The sequence below is a fragment of the Brevibacterium sp. genome (assembly GCF_052105255.1).
Lineage (GTDB): Bacteria > Actinomycetota > Actinomycetes > Actinomycetales > Brevibacteriaceae > Brevibacterium > Brevibacterium linens_B.
The window spans coordinates 1-20,041 of record NZ_JBQDYQ010000052.1 but is presented as its reverse complement, the minus strand read 5'-3'; the positions used below and the strand labels follow the sequence as shown (position 1 = coordinate 20,041).

The following is a 20,041-nucleotide window of genomic DNA, read 5'->3' as shown; positions in this document are numbered from 1 at the left end:
ACGACACCGACGCCTTCCCACGACCCGATCAGCCAGGACAGCGGGACGAGCTCGGAATGGACCGAGTCATCGAGTTCGATCACCATCAGGGATCAGCGGTTGTCTTTGAACAGCGCTGTGACGACCTTGACTCCGACGCCCAGGGCGCCGAGAGCGGCGATGCCGACGAGGCTGGAGAAGACGATTTCGAGAGCAACAAGATTTTCCATACTCCCAGTCTACAGTTCCTGACGAAGTGATGTGCATTCAGCTTGACGACGCGAACCCCGGTCGTGCACCGCCGCGAAACCCGGTCGTGCACCGCCGCGAAACGCGGTCGTGCAGCGACGCGCAGGTCAGGAAGCGACGCGTTCGATCACGTAGACGACGACTCCGCCGAGAGCGATCGGAGCGGCACCGAGGGCGAGCTGAACGGCGAAGCTGCGAGCCTTCTCGACGTTCTTCTTCACCTCGATGTTCTGCGAGGCCTCGAGGTTGGCGGCTTGGAACTTCGCATAGGCGACGAGCCCGAGCATCCGATCGACCGCCGCGACGAGCAGACCCATGACGACGCCGAGGATGAGCGCCGTGGCGAGGGAGAGCGCCGGTGCGAACACGAGCACCGACAGGATCCCCGCCACGGCCGTGGACATGGCGATGGCCAGCGGCGACGTGTAGATCGCCGGCCACGGCAGCGCGGTCATGCACTGCGCCACGATGAGCGAGGCAAGGCCGATGACGATGGCCTCCTTGTCACCGGGAACCGTGATCGCCGCGACCCAGGTGCTCGCCGACAGGACGATGACGAGGCCGGAGACCTGCGCGGACACGTTCGCCACCGCATAGGAGGCGCCGATTCCGCGGGTGAGGTTCTGCACGAAGGTCCACAGCAGACCGAGTCCCGCGAGCACGGGCAGCCAGTCGAGGTAGGGAGCCGTTGAGTCCTGCCAGGCGGCGTAGAGTCCGCCGACGCCGAAGAGGGCGAGCATGATCGAGGTCGCCCGCGGCTGCGGGGAGTCCGTCAGGCGCGGCCAACCGTAGGCGACGCCGAAGACGATGAGCCCGGTCGCCAGCAGGAAGAGCGTATAGCCCCAGTACACGGAGGCGCTGATGGCCGACACCAACACCAGGGCGACGGCTACTCGAATCCATCTGATCACAGCACTATCGTGCCCTATCCGATGACAGCCACGGTAACCACCGGTGGTTGCGCGTCGGAGCAGCACCGGCCAGGGCATCGCTATAATCTTCCTCAGACGACGGGCTCAGAAGACGGGCGCCGAGGAGGTGGATGCAGCACATGCGGATTCTGCACATCTGTCCCACGGCCAGGCTCGACGCTCCCCTGGCTCCCGAATCCCTGCAGTACCTCGGCCACCGAATCGACCGGTGCGGCGTTGAGGATCTGCCCGGCCGTCGGACCGACTCCGCTGCGGTCGACGTCGTCATCGTCGACGCCTGTCTCGATCTGTCCCTGGCCCCGCGCATCGCCGAACTCCTCGCCGAAGCGCGGCTCACCGCCCCCGTCATCGTCGTCCTCGGAGAGGGCGGACTCGCCACCGCCTCGGCGAAATGGCACGTGGCCGACCTCATCCTCACCACGGCCGGCCCCGCCGAGGTGGAAGCGCGGCTGCGCGTGGCTCGTGATCGTCACATCACTTCATCGGCCGCCCACGCCGGCGGCGGCTTCCCTGGCGGTATGCATGCCGGGGCCGGGCGTGCCGGAGCGAAGGGCGGCGCCGGGAGCTGGGGGCCGGTGCGCACCGGCCGCGGGACCGTCGGCACGTCCAGAGAGAGCGGATTCGGATCGTCCGGCCGCCTCGGCGACGCGGACGAGGAACTGTTGAACGCCGACGGCGAGCCGATGGTCGTCGTCACAGGAGACCTCCGCATCGACGAGACGGCGTTCACCGCCGAGCTCGGCGGACGCAGTCTCGATCTGACCTACCGAGAATTCGCTCTGCTGAAGTTCTTCGCCATGCACCCCGAACGCGTCTTCACCCGCGACGACATCCTGCTCGCGGTGTGGGGCGATGACTACTTCGGCGGCACTCGCACCGTTGACGTGCATGTTCGCCGCCTCCGTGCGAAACTCGGCAAAGACCTTGAGAACGCCATCCACACCGTGCGCAACGTCGGTTACCGCTTCAGCGCCGACAGCGTCACAGACACAGATTCAGAGGACGAGACGGCATGAGAATCCAGGCCAGCGGAGCAATCGCCTCCACTTCGATCGACCCCCTCACCGAGGATGAGCTGACGTTCCTCGAGGACGTGGCGGCCGCCGACGGTGCCCCGGAGATCTCCGGCGGGCTCATGGCCGTCGCCACCGGCGAGGACACCGCCCACGAGGCGCAGACCGCGTCGAGCATGTGGCGCGTGTTCGACGGTGAGACTCTCATCGGCTTCGGGATCCGGGCCCTGCAGGGCGATCGTCACGCCGCAGAGTTCCTCATCGCCCCCGACCACCGCGGCCAGGGGTTCGGTGAGCGGCTGCTGAGAACGATCCTCGACGAAGAGCCCGAAGCCTGGTGCTGGTCGCACGGGGACCATCCGGCTGCGGCCCACCTCGCGCAGAAGTACGGTCTGGGCCGTGACCGGGTGCTCTATCAGATGCGCACGGACACCGGGCTGAGCCTCGACGCCCTCCCCGAGACTCGGAGTCCCGACGGGGTCGAGATCCGGTCCTTCGCCCCCGGTGACGAGGACGGCTGGCTGGCCGTGAACAACTCCGCATTCGACTGGCACCCCGAACAGGGCGGCCAGACCCGGGCCGATATCGACGCCGTCGTGACGCCTGCGGACTTCGACCCGAACACTTTCGTCATCGCCGCCCGCGGCGGCGAAGTCATCGGCTTCCATCAGACGAAGATCACGGACACGGATGACCAGGGTCGCCTCGGCGAGGTCTATGTCGTCGGCGTCGATCCGCGCATCCATGCCAAGGGCGTGGGCAAGGCGCTGACGGTCGAGGGAATGCGGCGGATGGTGGCCGCCGGTGCCGAGACGATCGAACTCTACGTCGAATCGGACAACGCCCCGGCGCTAGGCTTGTACGAGCGGCTGGGATTCCACGTCGCGGTCGCGCACGTGGCCTATGCACCGGCCTCCACCGAGGTCACCGGCACTGATTCGGCGAGCACGGCCTCGAGCGAGTAAGGAGCAGATCGTTGTACGACATCGCAGCGTCAGGGAATGAGCTGGGACTGCCCGACCCGGCGGATCGCTTCCTCGATCGCGAACTCAGCTGGCTGGCCTTCAACGAACGCGTCCTCGACCTCGCCTCGGATCCGGAGATCCCGCTGCTCGAACGTGTCCGGTTCCTCTCGATCTTCGCGACCAACCTCGACGAGTTCTTCATGGTCCGCGTCGCCGGCCTCAAACGCCGCATCAACACTGGTCTGGCCGTGCCCAGCGTCACCGGGCGCATGCCGGCGCAGGTTATGCACGATATCGGTGTGCGCGCATTCGAGCTGATGAGCCGGCATGCCGCCCTGCTCAAGGACGATATCGGTCCCCGCCTCGACGCGGAATCGATCACGAAGGTCCAGGTCGAGGACCTCACCGATGATGAGCGGCACCGCGTCGACGAATTCTTCTTCGGCCACGTCTATCCCGTCCTCACCCCGCTGGCCGTCGATCCGGCCCACCCGTTCCCATATATCTCGGGTCTCTCGCTCAACCTCGGCGTGCTCCTGCGGTCGCCGGAGACGGGCAAGGAGTTCTTCGCCCGCGTCAAGGTTCCCCCGCGCCTGCCGCGGTTCTTCAATGTCGCCGAGGCGACCGACCGACCCGCCGGACGCGACGTCCCGGCCCGCTTCGTCGCCCTCGAGGACATCATCGCCGAACACCTCGGGACTCTGTTCGACGGCATGGAGATCGTCCACCATTCGACCTTCCGCGTCACCCGCAATGAGGACCTCGAGGTCGAAGAGGACGATGCGGAGAACCTGCTCAAGGCTCTGGAGAAGGAGCTGCTGCGCAGGCGTTTCGGTCCGGCCGTGCGGATGGAGATCACAGAGAACATCCACCCCCGTGTCCTCGAGATGCTCAAGGACGAATTGGGCATCCACGACTCGGAGATCTACCACCTGCCCAGTCCGCTGGACCTGTCCGGCATGTCCGATATCGCCGATGTCCCGCGCGATGATCTGCACTATCCGAAGATGGTTCCGCAGATGAACAAGGACCTGTCGCTGCGGGAGTCCAGCGACCAGGTCGACGTCTTCGACGCGGTGGCCAACCGAGACATCCTCCTGCACCACCCCTACGATTCGTTCTCCACGAGCGTGCAGGCCTTCCTCGAACAGGCGGCGTCGGACAAGAACGTGCTGGCGATCAAGCAGACGCTCTACCGCACCTCCGGGGATTCGCCGATCATCGACGCCCTCGTCGATGCAGCTCAGGCCGGCATCCAGGTGCTCGCCGTCGTCGAGATCAAGGCCCGGTTCGACGAGGAGGCCAATATCACCTGGGCTCGCAAGCTCGAGCGCGCCGGCGTCCACGTCGTCTACGGAATCGTCGGGCTCAAGACCCATGCGAAGCTCTCCCTCGTCGTCCGTCAGGAGGCTGACGGTCTGGCCCGGTACTGCCATGTCGGCACCGGCAACTACCACCCGAAGACCGCCCGCGGCTATGAGGACTTCGGGCTGCTCACCCGCGATCGGGCCGTCGCCGATGATCTGACGAAGCTGTTCAACCAGCTCTCCGGCTATGCGCCGAAGTCCGAATACTCACGGTTCCTCGTCGCTCCCAGCACTGTGCGCACCGGACTCATCGACCTCATCGACTCCGAGATCGCGATCGCACAGTCCGGCGGAGCGGGGCAGGTGCGGATCAAGGTCAACTCGATCGTCGACGAAGCCATCATCGACGCCCTCTACCGGGCATCCCAGGCTGGGGTCGCCGTCGAAGTCTTCGTCCGCGGAATCTGCGCTCTGCGCCCGGGCATCGAGGGCCTGAGCGAGAACATCACCGTGCGTTCCGTGCTCGGACGCTTCCTCGAACACTCGCGCGCCTTCGTCTTCGGCAACAACGGCGACTCGATCGTCTACATCGGATCGGCCGATATGATGCACCGCAACCTCGACCGCCGGGTCGAAGCGCTCGTGCAGATCGTCGATGACGGGCACCGGGCCGAGATCATCGAACTCTTCGATCTCGCCTTCGCCCCGACCACCTCGGCGTTCGATCTGGCCGGCGACGGCAGATGGACGCGGCGGACCCACGACGACGAGGGCAGCATCCTCGCCGACTATCAGTCGGAGCTCATCCGTCGGCACCGGAAGCGTCGGCGAATCGGAGATGAGGCGTGAGCCGGTCCGAGGTCGCCTCGGCACAGGCATCATCGCGCGTCACCGCCGATGTCCTGGCCGCCGGGGCTGTCTGCTGGAGACACGGACCGAAAGGTCTCGAGGTGGTGCTCATCCACCGCCCGAAATACAACGACTGGTCATGGCCGAAGGGCAAGGTCGATCCGGGAGAGACCCTGCCGGAGGCCGCGATCCGCGAGGTCAAGGAGGAGACGGGGTTCGACATCCACCTCGGCATTCCTCTCCCCTCCGCCGAATACACGGTCGGCAAGAACACGCAGAAGAAGGTCTTCTACTGGTCGGCCGAGGTCAAGGACGAGTCCGCCTTCGCCCCGGTCAACAAGCGGGAGGTCGACACTGCCGGCTGGTTCCCCGTCGACCGGGCGCGTGCGAAGCTGACGTCGTTCGCGGATCGGGAGCAGCTCGACGCGCTCGAGAAGTTCGCGCAGACGGATGCTCTGCGGGCCTGGCCGCTCATCCTCGTCCGCCATGGGAAGGCGTTCCCGCGGGCGAAGTGGTACGAGACCGAGCATGTGCGGCCGCTGCTGAAACTCGGCACCCGACAGGCCATGGCGCTGACCGGACTGCTGGGAGCCTGGGGCGTCCGCAAGCTCGTCTCGAGTCCGTGGAAGAGGTGCATGGCGACGCTGGCTCCGCTGTCGGCGGCGACGGGCAAGTCGATCAAGAAGGTGTCGACGCTCAGCGAGAAGGCGACCGCTGCGAACCCGGACAAGACCGCCCGCTATATCGAGAAGCTGCTGGCGAAGGGCAAACCCGTCATCTACTGCACGCACCGGCCGGTGCTGCCGACGATCTTTGCCGTCTACGCCGCTCACGCCCCGAAACGCGTTGTCGCCAAGCTGCCGAAGGACGATCCGTACCTCAAACCCGGCGAGGTCCTCGTCGCCTATGTGCGTCCCGGGCCGGTGCCCCGCATCGTCGAGATCGAACGCGTCCGCCCCATCGACAGCTGATCGGAGTTCGCAGCCACGGCGGGCCGCCTCGGTGAAGGACTGCCGGTCCCGACAATGATCCTTTCATGAAACTGATACGGCCTGTGATCGAGCACTCACGGCGGCTCCAACCCTTCTCCGCTCATTCACTTCCCATTCATGTTCACACTCCTTGCACTTCACGCGTGCTCTTTAGCGTGGATGACGAGCAATCGAGAACTCTCGAGCTGTGTCCACAAACATGAAAGGCATCTTCGTGAAGATGAAGCATCTCGCCCCCTCCGCTGCGATCCTCGCGGTCGGCGCCATCACCCTCTCGGCCTGCGGCGGTCAGTCCGCAACCGGTGAAGAGGCCTCCGGCGGCAACAGCGACCTGCAGGGCACCCTGACCGGCATCGGCGCCTCCTCGCAGAAGGCCGCCATGGATGCCTGGACAGCGGACTTCACCTCGCAGAACTCCGGTGTGACCGTCAACTACTCTCCCGACGGATCGGGTGCCGGTCGTGAACAGTTCCTCGCGGGCAACGCGCAGTTCGCCGGTTCCGACGCCCACCTCGACGACGACGAGGTCAAGGCCGGAGAGGAATCCTGCGGCGCCGACGGAGCCTACGAGTTCCCCGTCTACATCTCCCCTATCGCCGTGACTTTCAACGTCGAGGGAGTCGATGAGCTCAACCTCTCCCCCGCAACGATCGCGAAGATCTTCAAGGGCGACGTCACGAACTGGAACGACGAGGCCATCAAGGCCGACAACCCGGACGCCGACCTGCCTGATCTCAAGATCACGGCTGTCCACCGCGCCGACGACTCGGGCACCACGGAGAACTTCACCGAGTACCTCAAGGCCACCGCCGAGAAGGACTGGGACGCCGAGGTCGACGGCAATTTCCCCAAGGAGTACGGCGGCGAGGCCGCTCAGGGCACCGACGGTGTCATCCAGACCGTCTCGGACACCGACGGAGCCATCGGCTACGCGGATGCCTCGGCCGTCGGTGAGCTCTCCACCGCCAAGGTCAAGGTCGGCGAGGAATTCGTCGAACTCTCCCCGGAAGCCGCCTCGAAGGTCGTCGACGCCTCCGAGAAGGTCGAAGGCCGCAGCGAAGGCGACCTCGCCTTCGACCTGGCTCGCGACACCACCGAGTCCGGCGCCTACCCGATCGTCCTCGTGTCCTACCACCTCGTCTGCTCGTCCTACAAGGACCAGGAGACCGTGGACATGGTCAAGGCGTGGGAGAAGTTCGTGGTCTCGGAAGAGGGACAGAAGTCCGCCGCCGATTCCGCCGGATCCGCACCTCTGTCGGACGACCTGCGCACGCAGATCGAAGAAGTCATCGACTCGATCAAGGTCGAAGGCTGATTTCAGCCTCTGACCTGGAGAAATAGCCAGTCGGGAGCGGCGCAGAATCCCTGCGCCGCTTTTCCGCGCCTGTGGAACCGTCCCGGTTTCACCACAAGTCACATGAGGAGTACTTGTGCCGATCAGCACACAGACCACTGAGTCGGGCCCCACAGCGCCGGGCTCCACGTCCGAGTCCGGGCAGAAGCCGCCGCAGAGCCCCGCCTCTCGGCAGCAGAAGGTCGTCGTCCGGCCCGGCGACCGCATCTTCTCCGCCGCCACACTCATCGCCGGCATTCTGATCCTGGTGATCCTCGCCGGAGTCGCCCTGTTCCTTCTGGCGCAGTCGAAGGACACCATCGCCGCCCAGATCAGCGATCCCTCACAGATCACGGGCGGCAAGGGCTTCTTCTCCTACGTCTGGCCGCTGGTCATCGGCACGCTCATCTCCGCAGCCATCGCACTGCTCGTTGCCACTCCCTTCGCTCTCGGCATCGCGTTGTTCACCACGCACATGGCCCCGCGCAGGATCGCCCCGATGCTCGGGTACGTCATCGACCTGCTCGCGGCCATCCCCTCGGTCGTCTACGGTCTGTGGGGCATCGCCCTGGCCGGCAACCTCACCGGCTTCTATCTGTGGCTGTCGACCTGGTTCGGCTGGATTCCGATCTTCGCTCCCGGGGCGGACGGGTCGGTGTCGCAGACCGGGCGCACGATACTCACCGCCTCGCTCGTGCTCTCGATCATGATCCTGCCGATCATCACCTCCCTCACGCGCGAGATCTTCCTCCAGACCCCGCGGCTGCAGGAAGAGGCGGCCCTGGCACTCGGCGCCACCCGCTGGGAGATGATCCGCATGGCCGTGCTGCCCTTCGGCAAGTCCGGCATCGTCTCGGCCACCATGCTCGGGCTCGGACGCGCGCTCGGCGAAACCATGGCCGTGGCCATGATCCTCTCACCCGGCGTCCTCACCGCGTCGCTCGTCGTCAGCGGCAACCAGACCATCGCCTCCGAGATCGCGCAGAACTTCCCCGAGGCCGCGGGTCTGCGCCTGTCCGAACTCATCACGGTCGGCCTCGTGCTCTTCGTCATCACCCTGTTGGTGAACATGGGAGCCCGCGCGATCGTCGCCCGCACCTCGGTGAAGGGAAGTTGAGACCAATGACCACCATGAACACCACCACCGAGGCGGCTGCTTCGAAACCCGCGAAGCTGACCTCCAAACAGCTGCCGAAGGCGACCCCGTGGATCGTCGCCATCGCGTCGATCCTTGTTGCGATCGTCATCAGTTTCATCGCGTTCGGCGGCTTCAACATCCCCGTCGTGGCCGTCCTCGCCGGACTCATCAACGCGGTCGCCGTCTTTGCGGTCTCCGCGTCCTACGAAGGTCGCCGCAAGGCCGTCGATCGGATCGCGACCACCGTCGTCACCTCGACGTTCGTCCTCGCATGTGTTCCCCTCGCATCGCTGCTGTGGCTGACGGTGTCCAAGGGCGGGTCCGCCATCAGCGGCGATCTGCTCACCCGCACCATGCTCGGGATGAAGGGCGTCCTCGACCAGCAGTACGTCGCCGGTGAGGCCTCTCTGGCCGGTGGTTTCTATCACGCCATCGTCGGCACCGTGCTCATCACGCTCGCCGCCTGCATCATCTCGATCCCCATCGGCGTCCTCACCGCCATCTACCTCGTCGAATACGCCGGCAAGAACCGCCTGGGCAAGGCGATCACTTTCCTCGTCGATGTGATGACCGGCATCCCCTCGATCGTCGCCGGTCTCTTCGCCTTCGCTCTGTTCTCGACCATCGCCGGATTCTTCTCACCGGACTCCGTCGGCAGCGCGAAGACCGGCTTCACTGCGGCGGTGGCGCTGTCGGTGCTGATGATTCCGATCGTCGTGCGCAATACGGAGGAGATCCTCCGCCTGGTGCCGATGGACCTGCGCGAGGCCTCCTACGCTCTGGGCGTGCCGAAGTGGAAGACGATCGTGAAGATCGTTCTGCCCACCTCGGTGTCGGGAATCCTCTCCGGTGTCACCATCGCCATCGCCCGCGTCATCGGTGAGACCGCCCCCATCATGGTCACCGCCGGGTTCGCGAAGACACTCAACTGGAACCTCTTCTCCGGTTGGATGTCGACGCTGCCGACGTTCATCTACGACTCGCAGCTGCGCCCGGTCTCCCCGGGAGCCGCCGCCCTGGCCAGCTCGGAACGCGCTTGGGCAGCAGCCCTCGTGCTCGTCGCCCTGGTCATGGTGCTCAACCTGCTCGCCCGCATCATCGCGAAGGTGCTCGCGCCGAAGGCCGGCCGCTGACCGGCGACTGCCCGCAGACTTCCAGACTCACCCATTTCCACGGATAGGAAACACAATGTCCAAGCAGATCGACATCAAGGATCTCGACATCTTCTACGGCGACTTCCGCGCCGTCGACGGAGTGGAGATGCAGATCAAGCCGCGCTCCGTCACCGCCTTCATCGGCCCCTCCGGCTGCGGCAAGTCCACAGTGCTGCGCACGCTCAACCGCATGCACGAAGTCATCCCCGGCGCCAGCGTCACCGGTGAGGTCCTCATGGACGGCACTGACATCTACGGCGCCGGCGTCGACCCGGTCAACGTCCGCCGCGAGGTGGGCATGGTGTTCCAGCGGGCGAACCCGTTCCCGACGATGAGCATCAAGGAGAACGTGCTCGCCGGCGTGCGTCTGAACAACAAGCGCCTGTCGAAGACCGAAGCCGACGATCTCACCGAGCGCGCCCTGCGCGGTGCGAATCTGTGGAACGAGGTCAAGGACCGCCTCAACCTGCCCGGTTCGGGTCTCTCCGGCGGTCAGCAGCAGCGTCTGTGCATCGCTCGTGCCATCGCCGTCGAGCCCGAGGTCCTGCTCATGGACGAACCGTGCTCGGCCCTCGACCCGATTTCGACCCTGGCGATCGAGGATCTCATCAACGACCTCAAGGACAAGTACACGGTCGTCATCGTCACGCACAACATGCAGCAGGCCGCTCGCGTGTCCGACAAGACCGCGTTCTTCAACATCGCCGGCACCGGCAAACCCGGAAAGCTCATCGAGTTCAGCGAGACCTCGACGATCTTCTCGAACCCGGACAAGGAAGAGACCGAGAACTACATCTCCGGTCGCTTCGGATGATCTGACCGCGCGGCGAACGCCCCGGCGAACCCTTGAGTGGGTACGCCGGGGCTGTGTCGTTGGCTGGACTCCCTGTCGGCTGAAGGTCCGTGGTCAGGTCTCTCGCCGGAGGCGCCTGACTGGAAGCGTCCTGCCCTTCGCCATGTCATCGAAAGGCGAGGCAGGCCGCTCGGACTGTTCAGATCTCGAGCGGTGCGTCGCCGACGCTGTCATCGAGGGGAGCACGGAAAGCACGAACGAATTCGGGCACCAGGGAATCGTCACCGTCGACCGTCACAGTTTCTGCCGCCACGGCCGCCTCCGCGTCGCCGTCGGCGAGGAGTCCACGCAGGCCAGGCCCACCGATGAAGAGCTGAGCGGCCGGATCGGCGCCTTCGCCCACGCTCACTCCCGACTCGTTCACCTCAGCGTGAGCGACTGCCGGGCCTGCCGTCACTTCGACACTGAACGGGCGCACTTCAACCTCGGTTCGAGAGGTGAGAAGCGCGGCCGCCAAGGAACTGTCTGTCGGGATCTCGCCTTCCCGCGGTGCGTCCATGCGGCGTGAGCCCCAGCGGCCGAGCTCGATGAGCACCGGACCGAGATCCGATCCGTAGTCGCTGAGGCGATAGACGACGCTGCGCCCATCGATGCGGCGTTCGACGATCTCGGCAGATTCGAGTTCGCGCAGTCGCGTGGTCAGGAGGTTCGAGGGGATGCCGGGGTTTCCCTGCCGAAGGTCGTTAAAGCGCTTCGGACCGACGAGGAGATCGCGGAGGAGGATGAGTGACCACCGCTCCCCCAACACCTCGGCTGCCCGAGCCAGCCCGCAGTACTGTCCGTACGATTTCATGGTTAACAGCTTAGCAATTGAAGTTCACTATTAAAACTACAGTTCACTTTTTGAACTGTTGTGGACGACGAGGGCCAGGCCCGCACGAAACTCAACGGCCCACACCGCACTCAATGAGGAGATCACCATGCCCCGCACCGTCATCGCCGCACTGTTCCAGTCACTCGACGGGATCGCATCCGATCCGTTCAACTTCCAATTCGACTCCTTCGACCAAGAGATGGGCGAGTGGATGACCACTGCCATCGGAGGAGTCGACGACTGCATTCTCGGCCGTGTCACCTATCAGGAGTGGGAGGGCTACTGGCCGAACCACACAGAAGGCGAGGACGCACCGTTCGCCGACTTCATCAACTCGACTCCCAAGCACATCGCCTCGACAACGCTGTCGCAGGCCGACCTCCGGTGGGAGAACTCGACTCTCATTCAGGGCGACCTCGTTGACTTCGCTCGCGACCTCAAAGCCGGCGCTGGCGGCAAGGTCGCCGTCGAAGGGTCGATGTCGATCGTCCGGCAGCTCGTCGAAGCGAACCTCGTCGACGAACTGACCGTGGCCATCCACCCGGTCGTCGCCGGCAGCGGAAGGTCCCTCTTCGAGGGAGGAACGACGACGAGATTGACTCTCACAGACGTGCAACGCACCAGCAAGGGCAACCTGCTGGCCACCTACGGTCCGTTCGCAGACTGACCTCACGGCGCCCCGGAACGGCACCGAGCGTGCCTGCCGCGAAGACTTTCTGCCCGCTCACCCATCCGGCGACGGCCCGGTTCCGAATCGACGAGTACAGAGAACATCTCGTCGAAAGGACTGTCATGACCACGCCAGACTCCGCCTCTCATTCCGAGCCGCTGCTCGCGAAGTCCCATGCCGGACGCACCCCGGCACAACTCGTCGCCGGCGTCTTCGGCGCCGTGTTCCTCCTGGTCGGAATCTTGGGCTTCGTTCCGGGAATCACAGCGAACTTCGACACCATCATGTTCGCCGGGCATCATTCCGAAGCGGCACTGCTGGGGATCTTCCAGGTCTCCGTGCTCCACAATGTCGTCCACCTGCTCTTCGGAGTCGTCGGTCTGCTGGCTCTGCGATCGCGCGGACTGGCGAAGAGCTACCTCATCGTCGGCGGCATCATCTATGCGGTGCTGTGGATCTACGGTCTCATCGTGCCGATGGAATCGATGGGCAACTTCGTGCCGCTCAACACCGCTGACAACTGGCTGCACTTCGTGCTCGCGGTGGCAATGGTGACGACCGGCATCGTGTTCGGTCGCCGCTCGCGTCCGTGAACCCGCGCTGAATCGATCCGTCGTCGGCGGTCGCCGGGCTCTGGGCTCCAGCTGAGGGGCTCAGAGCCCGGCGGCCGCCTTGACGATCCACCCGAGCAGCACGGCCAACAGTGCGGCGGCCGGGATCGTCAGCAGCCAGACGCCGAACATCGACAGGAAGTATCTCGCTCTGGCGTGGCCTCTGCGTCCGGCGTATTGGGTGCCGAGGATCGATGAGCCGAGCACGAAGGTCAACGACACAGGAACACGCATGATCAGGGCTGCGGTGTACATGAGGATCGCGGCCGCGCCATCGGCGATGGAGGATTTGAGTGGGTCGAGGCCGACCATGCGCACGGACAGCGTCTGGACCACTCGCCATCCGCTCAGTCCGGTACCCAGAGCCAGTGCCGCGGCGATGAGGAGGCGCACCGGCCAGGAGATCTCGACGACGGAGAGGACATCGTGCGGTTGAGTGTCGACCGCGAGAATGCCGACCATGACCAAAGCCGCAACCTTCTGCGCGTCCTGGACTCCGTGGACGAGCGACAGAGACGCGGTGAGCACCGAATCGACCATGCGTGCGCCCCGGAACAACGGCTTCGGTGGGGTGGACGCGAGTGACTTCGACAGGACGAGCGTGAGCACCCACGCGAGGATGAAACCGAGGATGGGTGAGAGCACCAGCGGCCACACGACGTTGTTCATCGCATGCTCGGCGTTGACGGAGAAGCCGAAGACGATTCCCGCACCGAGCAGGCCGCCGATGAGACAGTGAGTCGACGACACCGGCAGGGCCAGATAGTAGGTGAACAGGCTCCACGCCGTCGCCGCCACGAAAGCGACGATGAGGCTGGTGAGGATGAGGTCGGCCGAACCGGAGAAGAGCACGATCTGGTTGGCCACGACGATCGCGATTCCCTCACCGAGGAGCGCGCCGATGAAGTTGAAGATGACGGCCAGGCTGAGCGCCCAGCCCGGACGCATCGCCCGTCCGACGACCGCGTTGCCGACGGTCAGGGCGGCGTCGTGGAATCCGTTCGAGCCGGCGAAGATCACCGCGGCGATGACGACTGCCGCCAAGAGCAGCTCCACGGACTACGACTCCTTGATCGCGATGGCTGCGACGACCTTGCCGAGTTCGGTGAACCCGTGGGCGGCCCGGACGAAGGCCTGCCCGAGTTGGGACACGGCAGCCATATAGGTCAGTCCCCGTTTAGAGTTCGGCACCGCGTCCGACATCCGCCACTGCAGGCTCTCGACCTGGTAGGTCAGCCGGTTGATCGCGTCGACGTAGTCCCACTGATCGAGCTTGCCCGGCAGCCGGGTGATCATCCGCGAGGTGTGATCAGTCTGATTCGACAGCACGGCCAGGGTCTCGGGAACGCCGGAGGGCAGCGGGTCGAAGGCTCCGGAGGCGAGAACGTAACCGACTCCGTGCAGCCGGTGGCAGATATCGCGCATATGGTGGCTGAGCAGGTAAAGGTCGTTGCGGTCGAACGGGGTGATGTAGTTCTCGCGCAGTGCGCGGAGCATCGCGCCCATGTCCTCATCGGCTCTGTCCCCGATTTCGCGGAGGCGGTCGGCGACGTCGCGTCGTTCGCTGATTTCGATTCCGGAGAGTTCGGCGAGCACCAGGTTGCACTGGCGCATCTGAGAGACGAGATCGGACAACCGCTCATAGAACACCTTGTCCTGCGGTACCCGCTTGAGCCGCATGCTCTCCTCCTGCCCGGGGCCCGGACAAGCCGGACGAATATGCATGGTGCCTGGGTGGTATGTGCCGGACGCTGAACCGAGAGCGCCTCTCGGCGGAAGGCCGCTCGAAGCGGCTGAATTTGGAGCCCGGGGCTTCAGCGATCCAGCGTCCGGTGGCCCGAAGGCCACCCCCTACGATACTCGTTCATGCTCATGAATCCACCGCCGAGGCGGCTCTTCGTCCGTTGAGAATCTCACAGTCGATCACGTGGTCGGGTGGGGATAACCGGTCCCGACGGGGACCGCGCTCATTCGGTCGGGTGGGGCCGCCTCGGCGAATGAATCGCCTGTGGACCGAAGATCAGTCGAGGCCGCCTCGGCGATGGGCGACCGCGGCGTCGGAGAGGTCTTGGGAGAGCTGCCGCAGGCGGGCGGCGGTGTCGCGGTCGTCGGTGCCGGATGCGCAGATGCCGACGAAGGCGGCGGCCCGCAGCAAGGCGATGACGACGTCGCCGCGGAAGGCCCCGACGAGGATCTCATCGATCGCGTGGGCCACCTCGTCGGGCCCGGCGGGCAGTTCGACTCCGGCGAGGATCTCGTCGTAGCCGATGCCTTCGGTGATGCGGCGTTGTCCGTCGGCGAACATTTCGGAGAGTTCGCGGGGTGCGGTTCTGATCCACTGGCGCAGGGCGTAGAGGCGCCACAGTGCGCCGGGCGCGGAGACGGCGGGAGCGGCGGACCACATTTCGGCGATGATCTCGAAGCCGATGTCATCGGCGAGTTCGACGAATCGCCTGGTGGCCGCCTCGTCGCGGTTGCCTTCTGCATCACCGAGGAGCAGTGCCGCGGTGGCGTGCGAGGTCTCCGAGCGGGCGACGGGGTCGTCGGCGGCACCGACGGCATCGAGGTCGGCCAGGGGAACGGGACGATGGAATGCGCGCTGTGACATGGTCTGGGCAGTCTAGTCCCCCGGGGCATGCGGGGACTAGGACGTGGAGCACATTCGGGCTTTCGCCGCACGGCCAGCTTCTGCTCCCCGGACTCACAACGGGGGCTATTAAACTGGCCGAAGATTCGTGTCTGCGACCCGCAGTCGCGAGTGACCGAAACGAGGAGGAACTCTCGTGGCAAAATCATCAGTGGCGAAGAAGGGCCTCGACAAGGCTGCGAAGCTGGCAGTCAATGACGATGGCACCCTCAATCCCCGCGCCCAGTCGATGTTGTCGCGTCTGCTGTCCGTGCAGCGGCCCGTCGCGCTGGCATATGTGCGCAGTCTGCGCCGCCGGCATCCGGATGCGACCCCCGAAGAGCTCATCAAGATCATTCGTCGGCACTATCTGACCCTGACGACCTCGGGCGGTGCCGCAGTCGGTGCGACCGCTGCCGTCCCTGGCCTGGGCACGACCGCGGCACTGGGTGTCGCCGGTGTTGAGACCGCTGGGTTCCTGGAGGGAACCGCGCTGTTCGCGCAGGCGATCTCGGAGATCCACGGACTGCCGGTCGCCGATGCCAAACGGGCGAATGCCCTGGTGCTCGGCCTGATGCTGGGCAAGGACGGGAAGAACCTCGTCCAGAAGTTCAGCAAGCAGAACGGCGGCGTGGAGTCGATGTTCGGCAGCTGGGGTGCCACCGTGACCAAGCAGCTGCCCGCTCCCCTGGTCGATCTGCTGGTGCGCAAGCTGCGCAAGACCTTCATCCGCAAGTTCGCCACGCGTGCCGGCGGTTCGCTGGTCGGACGCCTGCTGCCCTTCGGAGTCGGCGCCGTCATCGGTGCCATCGTCAACGGACAGATGGCGCGCAAGGTCGCAGCGGAGTCGATGGAGGCCTTCGGTGCCGCGCCGACGATCTTCCCGATCGAGACCGACCCCGAATACGTTGCGCCGAAGAAGGATCACAAGCTGCTGTCGAATCTGAAATACGTTTCGGCGCTGCTCGGGAAGCTGAAGAAGAACAAGGCGATCGAGTCCTCGGTCATCGAACCCACGGATCCCGAAGAGCTTGAGGCCCCGGACGGTCTGCCTCGTACGTACACCGCTGAGGATCGGCGCGGACTGGAGAAGTGAGCCGCGGGGCTTCGCCGGGGCGGAGTCGACGGGCTCCTCTCGACGGCAGGCCCTGGTTTGAGTAATTCGGCCGCGAAGCTCTACTATTGGTTCGTCTCCATCATGCGTCAGCAGGCCTGTGTCCTGCGCTTGTGATGGGGCGGGGCCTCTAGCTCAGTTGGTAGAGCAGCGGACTTTTAATCCGCGGGTCGTGGGTTCGATCCCCACGGGGCCCACCCAGCCTGAACAGGAATGATGCACCCCCGAAGCTCACCGCTTCGGGGGTGTGTCATTTTCAGCAGATTTTCAACAGACGATTCAGTTCTCCCTGCGACCGCGGGTAGTCGAGTGAGGCTGTACCGGGACTGACACAGGATGTTTCCTGACGAGCACCCCCTGCAGACGGCGACCGCATAGAGTCGGAGTCGTCGACCGGACAGCAGCGAGAAGGATATACACAATGAGTTCGAACTACCGCGCCCAGGCTGGGCTCGCCATCCACGGCCCAGGGCCCTGGCGCAACCGCGGTCAGCTGACTCCGGCGCCGTCGGGCAGGCGCTGGTGGGCGAGGATCCTCGACGCGATCTTCGTCCTCTTCTGCACCGGCACGGTCGTCGGTGTCGCCATTGCCCTCGCCGGGATCAACATCATCTCGCTCGATGCTGCTACCGGAGCTGCTCTCGCCAGCTATCCGCTGATGGCGCTGGTGTTCGGAGCCCTCTACGGCTGCACGGTCTCCCCCGGCCAGGCGCTGTGCGGAGTCGTCTCGCTCAAGCACAGCGGCAGACGCGTCGGATTCTGGAGGGGCATGTGGAGCTACCTCGGCGTCGCTCTCTTCCCCATCACGATCGTTCTCCTCATCTGGACGTTTTTCGACGCTCCGACGTTCGACCTGGATCCGGTCGACGTCTACTACCGCAGATCGCCGCAGGTCTGGTAGTTCCGGCTCCAGGGTGCGGAATTCGAGGACGCGTTTCGCACCGGCGATCTTCACCAGGAGCCCGAGGAACTCTCCGTGGTTGGCTGCGACCTCGGCACGGGCATAGACGTCGAAGCACCTGACCGGCGCGCTGCGATGAGTACGTCGTCTACACCGACGAGAGTGTCAGTGAAGTACCTGCCGACCCGCAGTCACTGAATCGAGCGACCGCCGAAGACCTGCTGCAGCGGGATCGAATTGTCCTGCCACGGGGTGAGGATCCACGCGACGAGGTAAGCGCCGATTCCGAGCACGGGGAGGAGGAACGAGGCGAAGACGATGAGCCGCATGATCCAGACGTTGATGCCGGTCACCTCGGCGAGGCCCCCGGCGATACCACCGAGGATGCGGTCGGGACCGCGACGGAAACCGATTTTGCGGATGGAGTCGAAGAGTGAATTCATGTCTTCGACTCTACGGATCCGCCGTCGCAGCGGCACTAGTGCTGACCGTCGAGGCCGATTGAGGAAAACCGGAATCCGCGCCGATCCAGTAACGCCGCTTCGGCGGTCCGTCACTGCTTCCGCGCACGTCCTCGAGGATTCCCCCGCACCGTTCGATCACACTTGCCGAGGCGATGTTCGTAACATCGCACGTGACGAGCACGCTCTCGACCCCGGCCGAGCGCAGACGTTCGACCGAACGTGACAGGATCTGCTGGGCGTATCCTCGGCGACGGAACTCCGGGGCGACCGCATAGCCGACGTGCCCGCCGAGATCGAACAGGAAGTCGTTGAGTTCGTAACGAATAGAGGTGCGGCCGACGGGGCGACCGTCCGCCTCGGCGACGAGGAATTCCGCGCGCACTCGTCCCGGTGGGAGATCGATTCCGCGGGCCTCGCGCTCGTGGGTGGCGATGATGTCGTCCCACGTGCCCTCGGCTTGGAGGAATGCGAAGTCGTCGGCCCGCAGCTGCTCATGGAAGTCCCGCATCACCGCTTCATCGGCGGGAGCCAAGGGGCGCAGTTGGAGGATCTGGCTCATCCTGCTCCTTCGAATGCCGGTTCCTCGCGTCGCGCAAAATCCGGGGCGTGTTCTGCGGTGATTCCCATGCCGAGGATACGCGCCGGCACCACGGTGAGCGCGGGGAAGGTCCTCAGCAGCCATTCCAACGGCGCCGGCGGGCGCACGTCGCCACCGTGGTGGACGACGGGTTCGATCATCCGGTGGATGCCGCCCTGCAGCAGTTCGACGGCCTTCGTCGTCAACAGGCGTCTGCGTTGGACCCGTCGCAGCTGCCGAATCGGCACTTCGCCGGCGCGCAGCGAGTCGGCAAGCAGCTGAGCCGTGGCCAGGCCGTCCTGGACGGCGAGGTTGACGCCGACTCCGCCGAGTGGACTCATCGCGTGCACCGCGTCTCCGATGCACAGCAGACCGTCGACGAACCACCTCGGTGCCTCATTTCGACGCACGTCGAGCAGCTTCACCTCGTCCATCTCGATTCCTTCGACATCCGCGGCGAGGGCTGGGAAGGTTCCGGCTACCGCGTTGCGCAGCGCTTCGACACCCTCCGCCCTGAATCGTGCGTCATCACCCTTCGGAATGAGCCGGGCGATCTGCACGTGCCCGTCCCGCGGAATCGCAACGAAGACGCTGCCGTCGTGTGAGCGGGGTGCCACGGAGTCGGGAAGCTCCGCCTCGGTGTCGATCCGGAACCACCACACGTCGATCCCGGAATGCAGTTCGCGGACCGGAAGTCGTGCCTCCTCCCGCGCCTTCGACCAGCGGCCGTCGGCGGCCACGACGAGTGGGGCCCGGAATTCGGTCTCGCCGTCGGCCCCGACCGCGCGGACGCCGATGACACGGTCGCCGTCCCAGCTCAGGGACGACATCTCTGTGCCCATCCGCAGGTCGAATCCCGGTTCGTCCTCGCCCGCCTCGGCGAGCAGGTTGAGGAAGTCCCACTGCGGGGCGATGGTCATATAAGGGTGCGCGGTGTTCAGTCGCGACAGGTCGCCGAGGACGAAATCCTCGCCGTTCCGATCCTGGAGGCTGATATTGCTCACTCGACGGTGGGTGATTCGGGCGAACCGATGATAGAGGCCCAGCTCGTCGAGGAGGCGCAGAGTGGACGGATGGATGGTGTCGCCGCGGAAGTCGCGGAAGAAGTCCTCGTGCTTCTCGAGAATGACGACTCTCACCTCGCCACGGGCCAGCAGCAGGCCGGCCACGATTCCGGCGGGGCCGCCTCCGCTGATGATGCAGTCGAAATGCTCAGTTTCGTGTCGGGCGGCTCGCGTGCTGTCGGTGTCGGCCATGACACTCTCCTCGGGGTGCTCTCACTTAAGACTGCGTAGCGACATGTAAAAAGCCTCCCGGCTGCAACCAGGAGGCTTTCTAATCAAATATGTGGCTGAGTTACCAGCTCAGCCCGAATCCGTAAGGACTCAACTTTGTTCAAGAAGTCGAGTTCAGGATACCGCGCACCCAAACGCGAACGCAATAGCGCGACGTGCCTCAGCTATTTTGAGCGCGTAGAACCTGGTGGTGCCTCAAGCACTT

At 65.1% G+C, this 20,041-nt stretch carries 20 protein-coding genes and 1 tRNA gene; 13 read left to right on the top strand and 8 right to left on the bottom strand.

What is annotated here, in order from left to right; translation table 11 throughout:
- Positions 1-335 precede the first annotated feature (335 nt).
- Entirely contained in the window at positions 336-1,139 is an 804-nt protein-coding gene (locus ACTIIH_RS12920; RefSeq protein ID WP_441452204.1) for an ammonia permease, read from the bottom strand.
- A gap of 140 nt (positions 1,140-1,279) precedes the next feature.
- Between ACTIIH_RS12920 and ACTIIH_RS12915 the strand changes: the two genes are divergently transcribed.
- From ACTIIH_RS12915 to pstB, 8 genes are all read left to right on the top strand, one after another.
- The gene (locus ACTIIH_RS12915; RefSeq protein WP_441452202.1) at positions 1,280-2,176 is read left to right on the top strand and encodes a winged helix-turn-helix domain-containing protein; all 897 of its coding nucleotides are present in this window, start codon (positions 1,280-1,282) and stop codon (positions 2,174-2,176) included.
- Complete coding sequence (gene mshD, locus ACTIIH_RS12910; protein WP_441452201.1) at positions 2,173-3,138, top strand: mycothiol synthase; 966 nt, start codon at positions 2,173-2,175, stop codon at positions 3,136-3,138. Before ACTIIH_RS12915 ends, mshD begins: the two co-directional genes overlap by 4 nt.
- 11 nt (positions 3,139-3,149) lie before the next feature.
- Entirely contained in the window at positions 3,150-5,294 is a 2,145-nt protein-coding gene (locus ACTIIH_RS12905; RefSeq protein ID WP_441452199.1) for an RNA degradosome polyphosphate kinase, read from the top strand.
- Positions 5,291-6,265 (top strand): NUDIX hydrolase, encoded by a 975-nt coding sequence (locus tag ACTIIH_RS12900; protein ID WP_441452197.1) that lies wholly within the window; start codon positions 5,291-5,293, stop codon positions 6,263-6,265. The genes ACTIIH_RS12905 and ACTIIH_RS12900 overlap by 4 nt, the downstream gene beginning before the upstream one ends.
- A gap of 235 nt (positions 6,266-6,500) precedes the next feature.
- Positions 6,501-7,601, top strand: a complete 1,101-nt coding sequence (pstS, locus tag ACTIIH_RS12895; protein WP_441452213.1) for a phosphate ABC transporter substrate-binding protein PstS — start codon at positions 6,501-6,503, stop codon at positions 7,599-7,601.
- 244 nt (positions 7,602-7,845) lie between these two features.
- Positions 7,846-8,736: a phosphate ABC transporter permease subunit PstC gene (pstC, locus tag ACTIIH_RS12890; RefSeq protein ID WP_441452211.1), complete on the top strand. Its 891-nt coding sequence runs from the start codon at positions 7,846-7,848 to the stop codon at positions 8,734-8,736.
- 14 nt (positions 8,737-8,750) lie between these two features.
- Complete coding sequence (gene pstA / locus ACTIIH_RS12885; RefSeq protein WP_101554716.1) at positions 8,751-9,890, top strand: phosphate ABC transporter permease PstA; 1,140 nt, start codon at positions 8,751-8,753, stop codon at positions 9,888-9,890.
- Positions 9,891-9,945: 55 nt separating this feature from the next.
- A complete protein-coding gene (gene pstB, locus ACTIIH_RS12880; protein WP_441452195.1) occupies positions 9,946-10,725 on the top strand; it encodes a phosphate ABC transporter ATP-binding protein PstB in 780 nt (259 codons plus the stop codon).
- Between the two features lie 178 nt (positions 10,726-10,903).
- Here the strand turns inward: pstB and ACTIIH_RS12875 are convergent, their stop codons facing one another.
- On the bottom strand, positions 10,904-11,557 hold the full coding sequence (locus tag ACTIIH_RS12875; protein WP_441452193.1) for a winged helix-turn-helix transcriptional regulator: 654 nt from the start codon (positions 11,555-11,557) through the stop codon (positions 10,904-10,906).
- A gap of 127 nt (positions 11,558-11,684) precedes the next feature.
- Here ACTIIH_RS12875 and ACTIIH_RS12870 point away from each other — a divergent pair, with 127 nt between their 5' ends.
- On the top strand, positions 11,685-12,245 hold the full coding sequence (locus ACTIIH_RS12870) for a dihydrofolate reductase family protein (RefSeq protein ID WP_441452191.1): 561 nt from the start codon (positions 11,685-11,687) through the stop codon (positions 12,243-12,245).
- Positions 12,246-12,370: 125 nt separating this feature from the next.
- A complete protein-coding gene (locus ACTIIH_RS12865; RefSeq protein WP_441452190.1) occupies positions 12,371-12,841 on the top strand; it encodes a DUF4383 domain-containing protein in 471 nt (156 codons plus the stop codon).
- Between the two features lie 60 nt (positions 12,842-12,901).
- On the opposite strand, the gene ACTIIH_RS12860 is transcribed toward ACTIIH_RS12865, so the two are convergent.
- The 3 genes from ACTIIH_RS12860 to ACTIIH_RS12850 form a co-directional block, all read right to left on the bottom strand.
- Positions 12,902-13,915 (bottom strand): anion permease, encoded by a 1,014-nt coding sequence (locus tag ACTIIH_RS12860; protein WP_441452188.1) that lies wholly within the window; start codon positions 13,913-13,915, stop codon positions 12,902-12,904.
- Between the two features lie 3 nt (positions 13,916-13,918).
- Positions 13,919-14,539, bottom strand: a complete 621-nt coding sequence (locus ACTIIH_RS12855; RefSeq protein WP_101543807.1) for a DUF47 domain-containing protein — start codon at positions 14,537-14,539, stop codon at positions 13,919-13,921.
- A gap of 340 nt (positions 14,540-14,879) precedes the next feature.
- Positions 14,880-15,467, bottom strand: coding sequence for a hypothetical protein (locus ACTIIH_RS12850; protein WP_441452186.1), 588 nt, complete (start codon positions 15,465-15,467; stop codon positions 14,880-14,882).
- A gap of 175 nt (positions 15,468-15,642) precedes the next feature.
- On the opposite strand from ACTIIH_RS12850, the gene ACTIIH_RS12845 reads away from it, so the two are divergent.
- The 3 genes from ACTIIH_RS12845 to ACTIIH_RS12835 all read left to right on the top strand — a co-directional run bounded on the left by ACTIIH_RS12845 (position 15,643) and on the right by ACTIIH_RS12835 (position 17,500).
- Positions 15,643-16,581: a hypothetical protein gene (locus ACTIIH_RS12845; RefSeq protein WP_441452184.1), complete on the top strand. Its 939-nt coding sequence runs from the start codon at positions 15,643-15,645 to the stop codon at positions 16,579-16,581.
- A 142-nt stretch (positions 16,582-16,723) separates the two neighbouring features.
- Positions 16,724-16,796: transfer RNA gene (locus tag ACTIIH_RS12840), tRNA-Lys, on the top strand.
- A 224-nt stretch (positions 16,797-17,020) separates the two neighbouring features.
- Complete coding sequence (locus ACTIIH_RS12835; RefSeq protein WP_441452182.1) at positions 17,021-17,500, top strand: hypothetical protein; 480 nt, start codon at positions 17,021-17,023, stop codon at positions 17,498-17,500.
- Between the two features lie 191 nt (positions 17,501-17,691).
- Here the strand turns inward: ACTIIH_RS12835 and ACTIIH_RS12830 are convergent, their stop codons facing one another.
- Genes ACTIIH_RS12830 through ACTIIH_RS12820 form a run of 3 tightly spaced genes read right to left on the bottom strand, consistent with a single transcriptional unit; the run spans position 17,692 to position 19,797 of the window.
- On the bottom strand, positions 17,692-17,943 hold the full coding sequence (locus ACTIIH_RS12830; protein WP_441452180.1) for a PspC domain-containing protein: 252 nt from the start codon (positions 17,941-17,943) through the stop codon (positions 17,692-17,694).
- 10 nt (positions 17,944-17,953) lie between these two features.
- The gene (locus tag ACTIIH_RS12825) at positions 17,954-18,523 is read right to left on the bottom strand and encodes a GNAT family N-acetyltransferase (RefSeq protein WP_441452178.1); all 570 of its coding nucleotides are present in this window, start codon (positions 18,521-18,523) and stop codon (positions 17,954-17,956) included.
- Positions 18,520-19,797: an FAD-dependent oxidoreductase gene (locus ACTIIH_RS12820; protein WP_441452176.1), complete on the bottom strand. Its 1,278-nt coding sequence runs from the start codon at positions 19,795-19,797 to the stop codon at positions 18,520-18,522. Before ACTIIH_RS12820 ends, ACTIIH_RS12825 begins: the two co-directional genes overlap by 4 nt.
- Positions 19,798-20,041 lie beyond the last annotated feature (244 nt).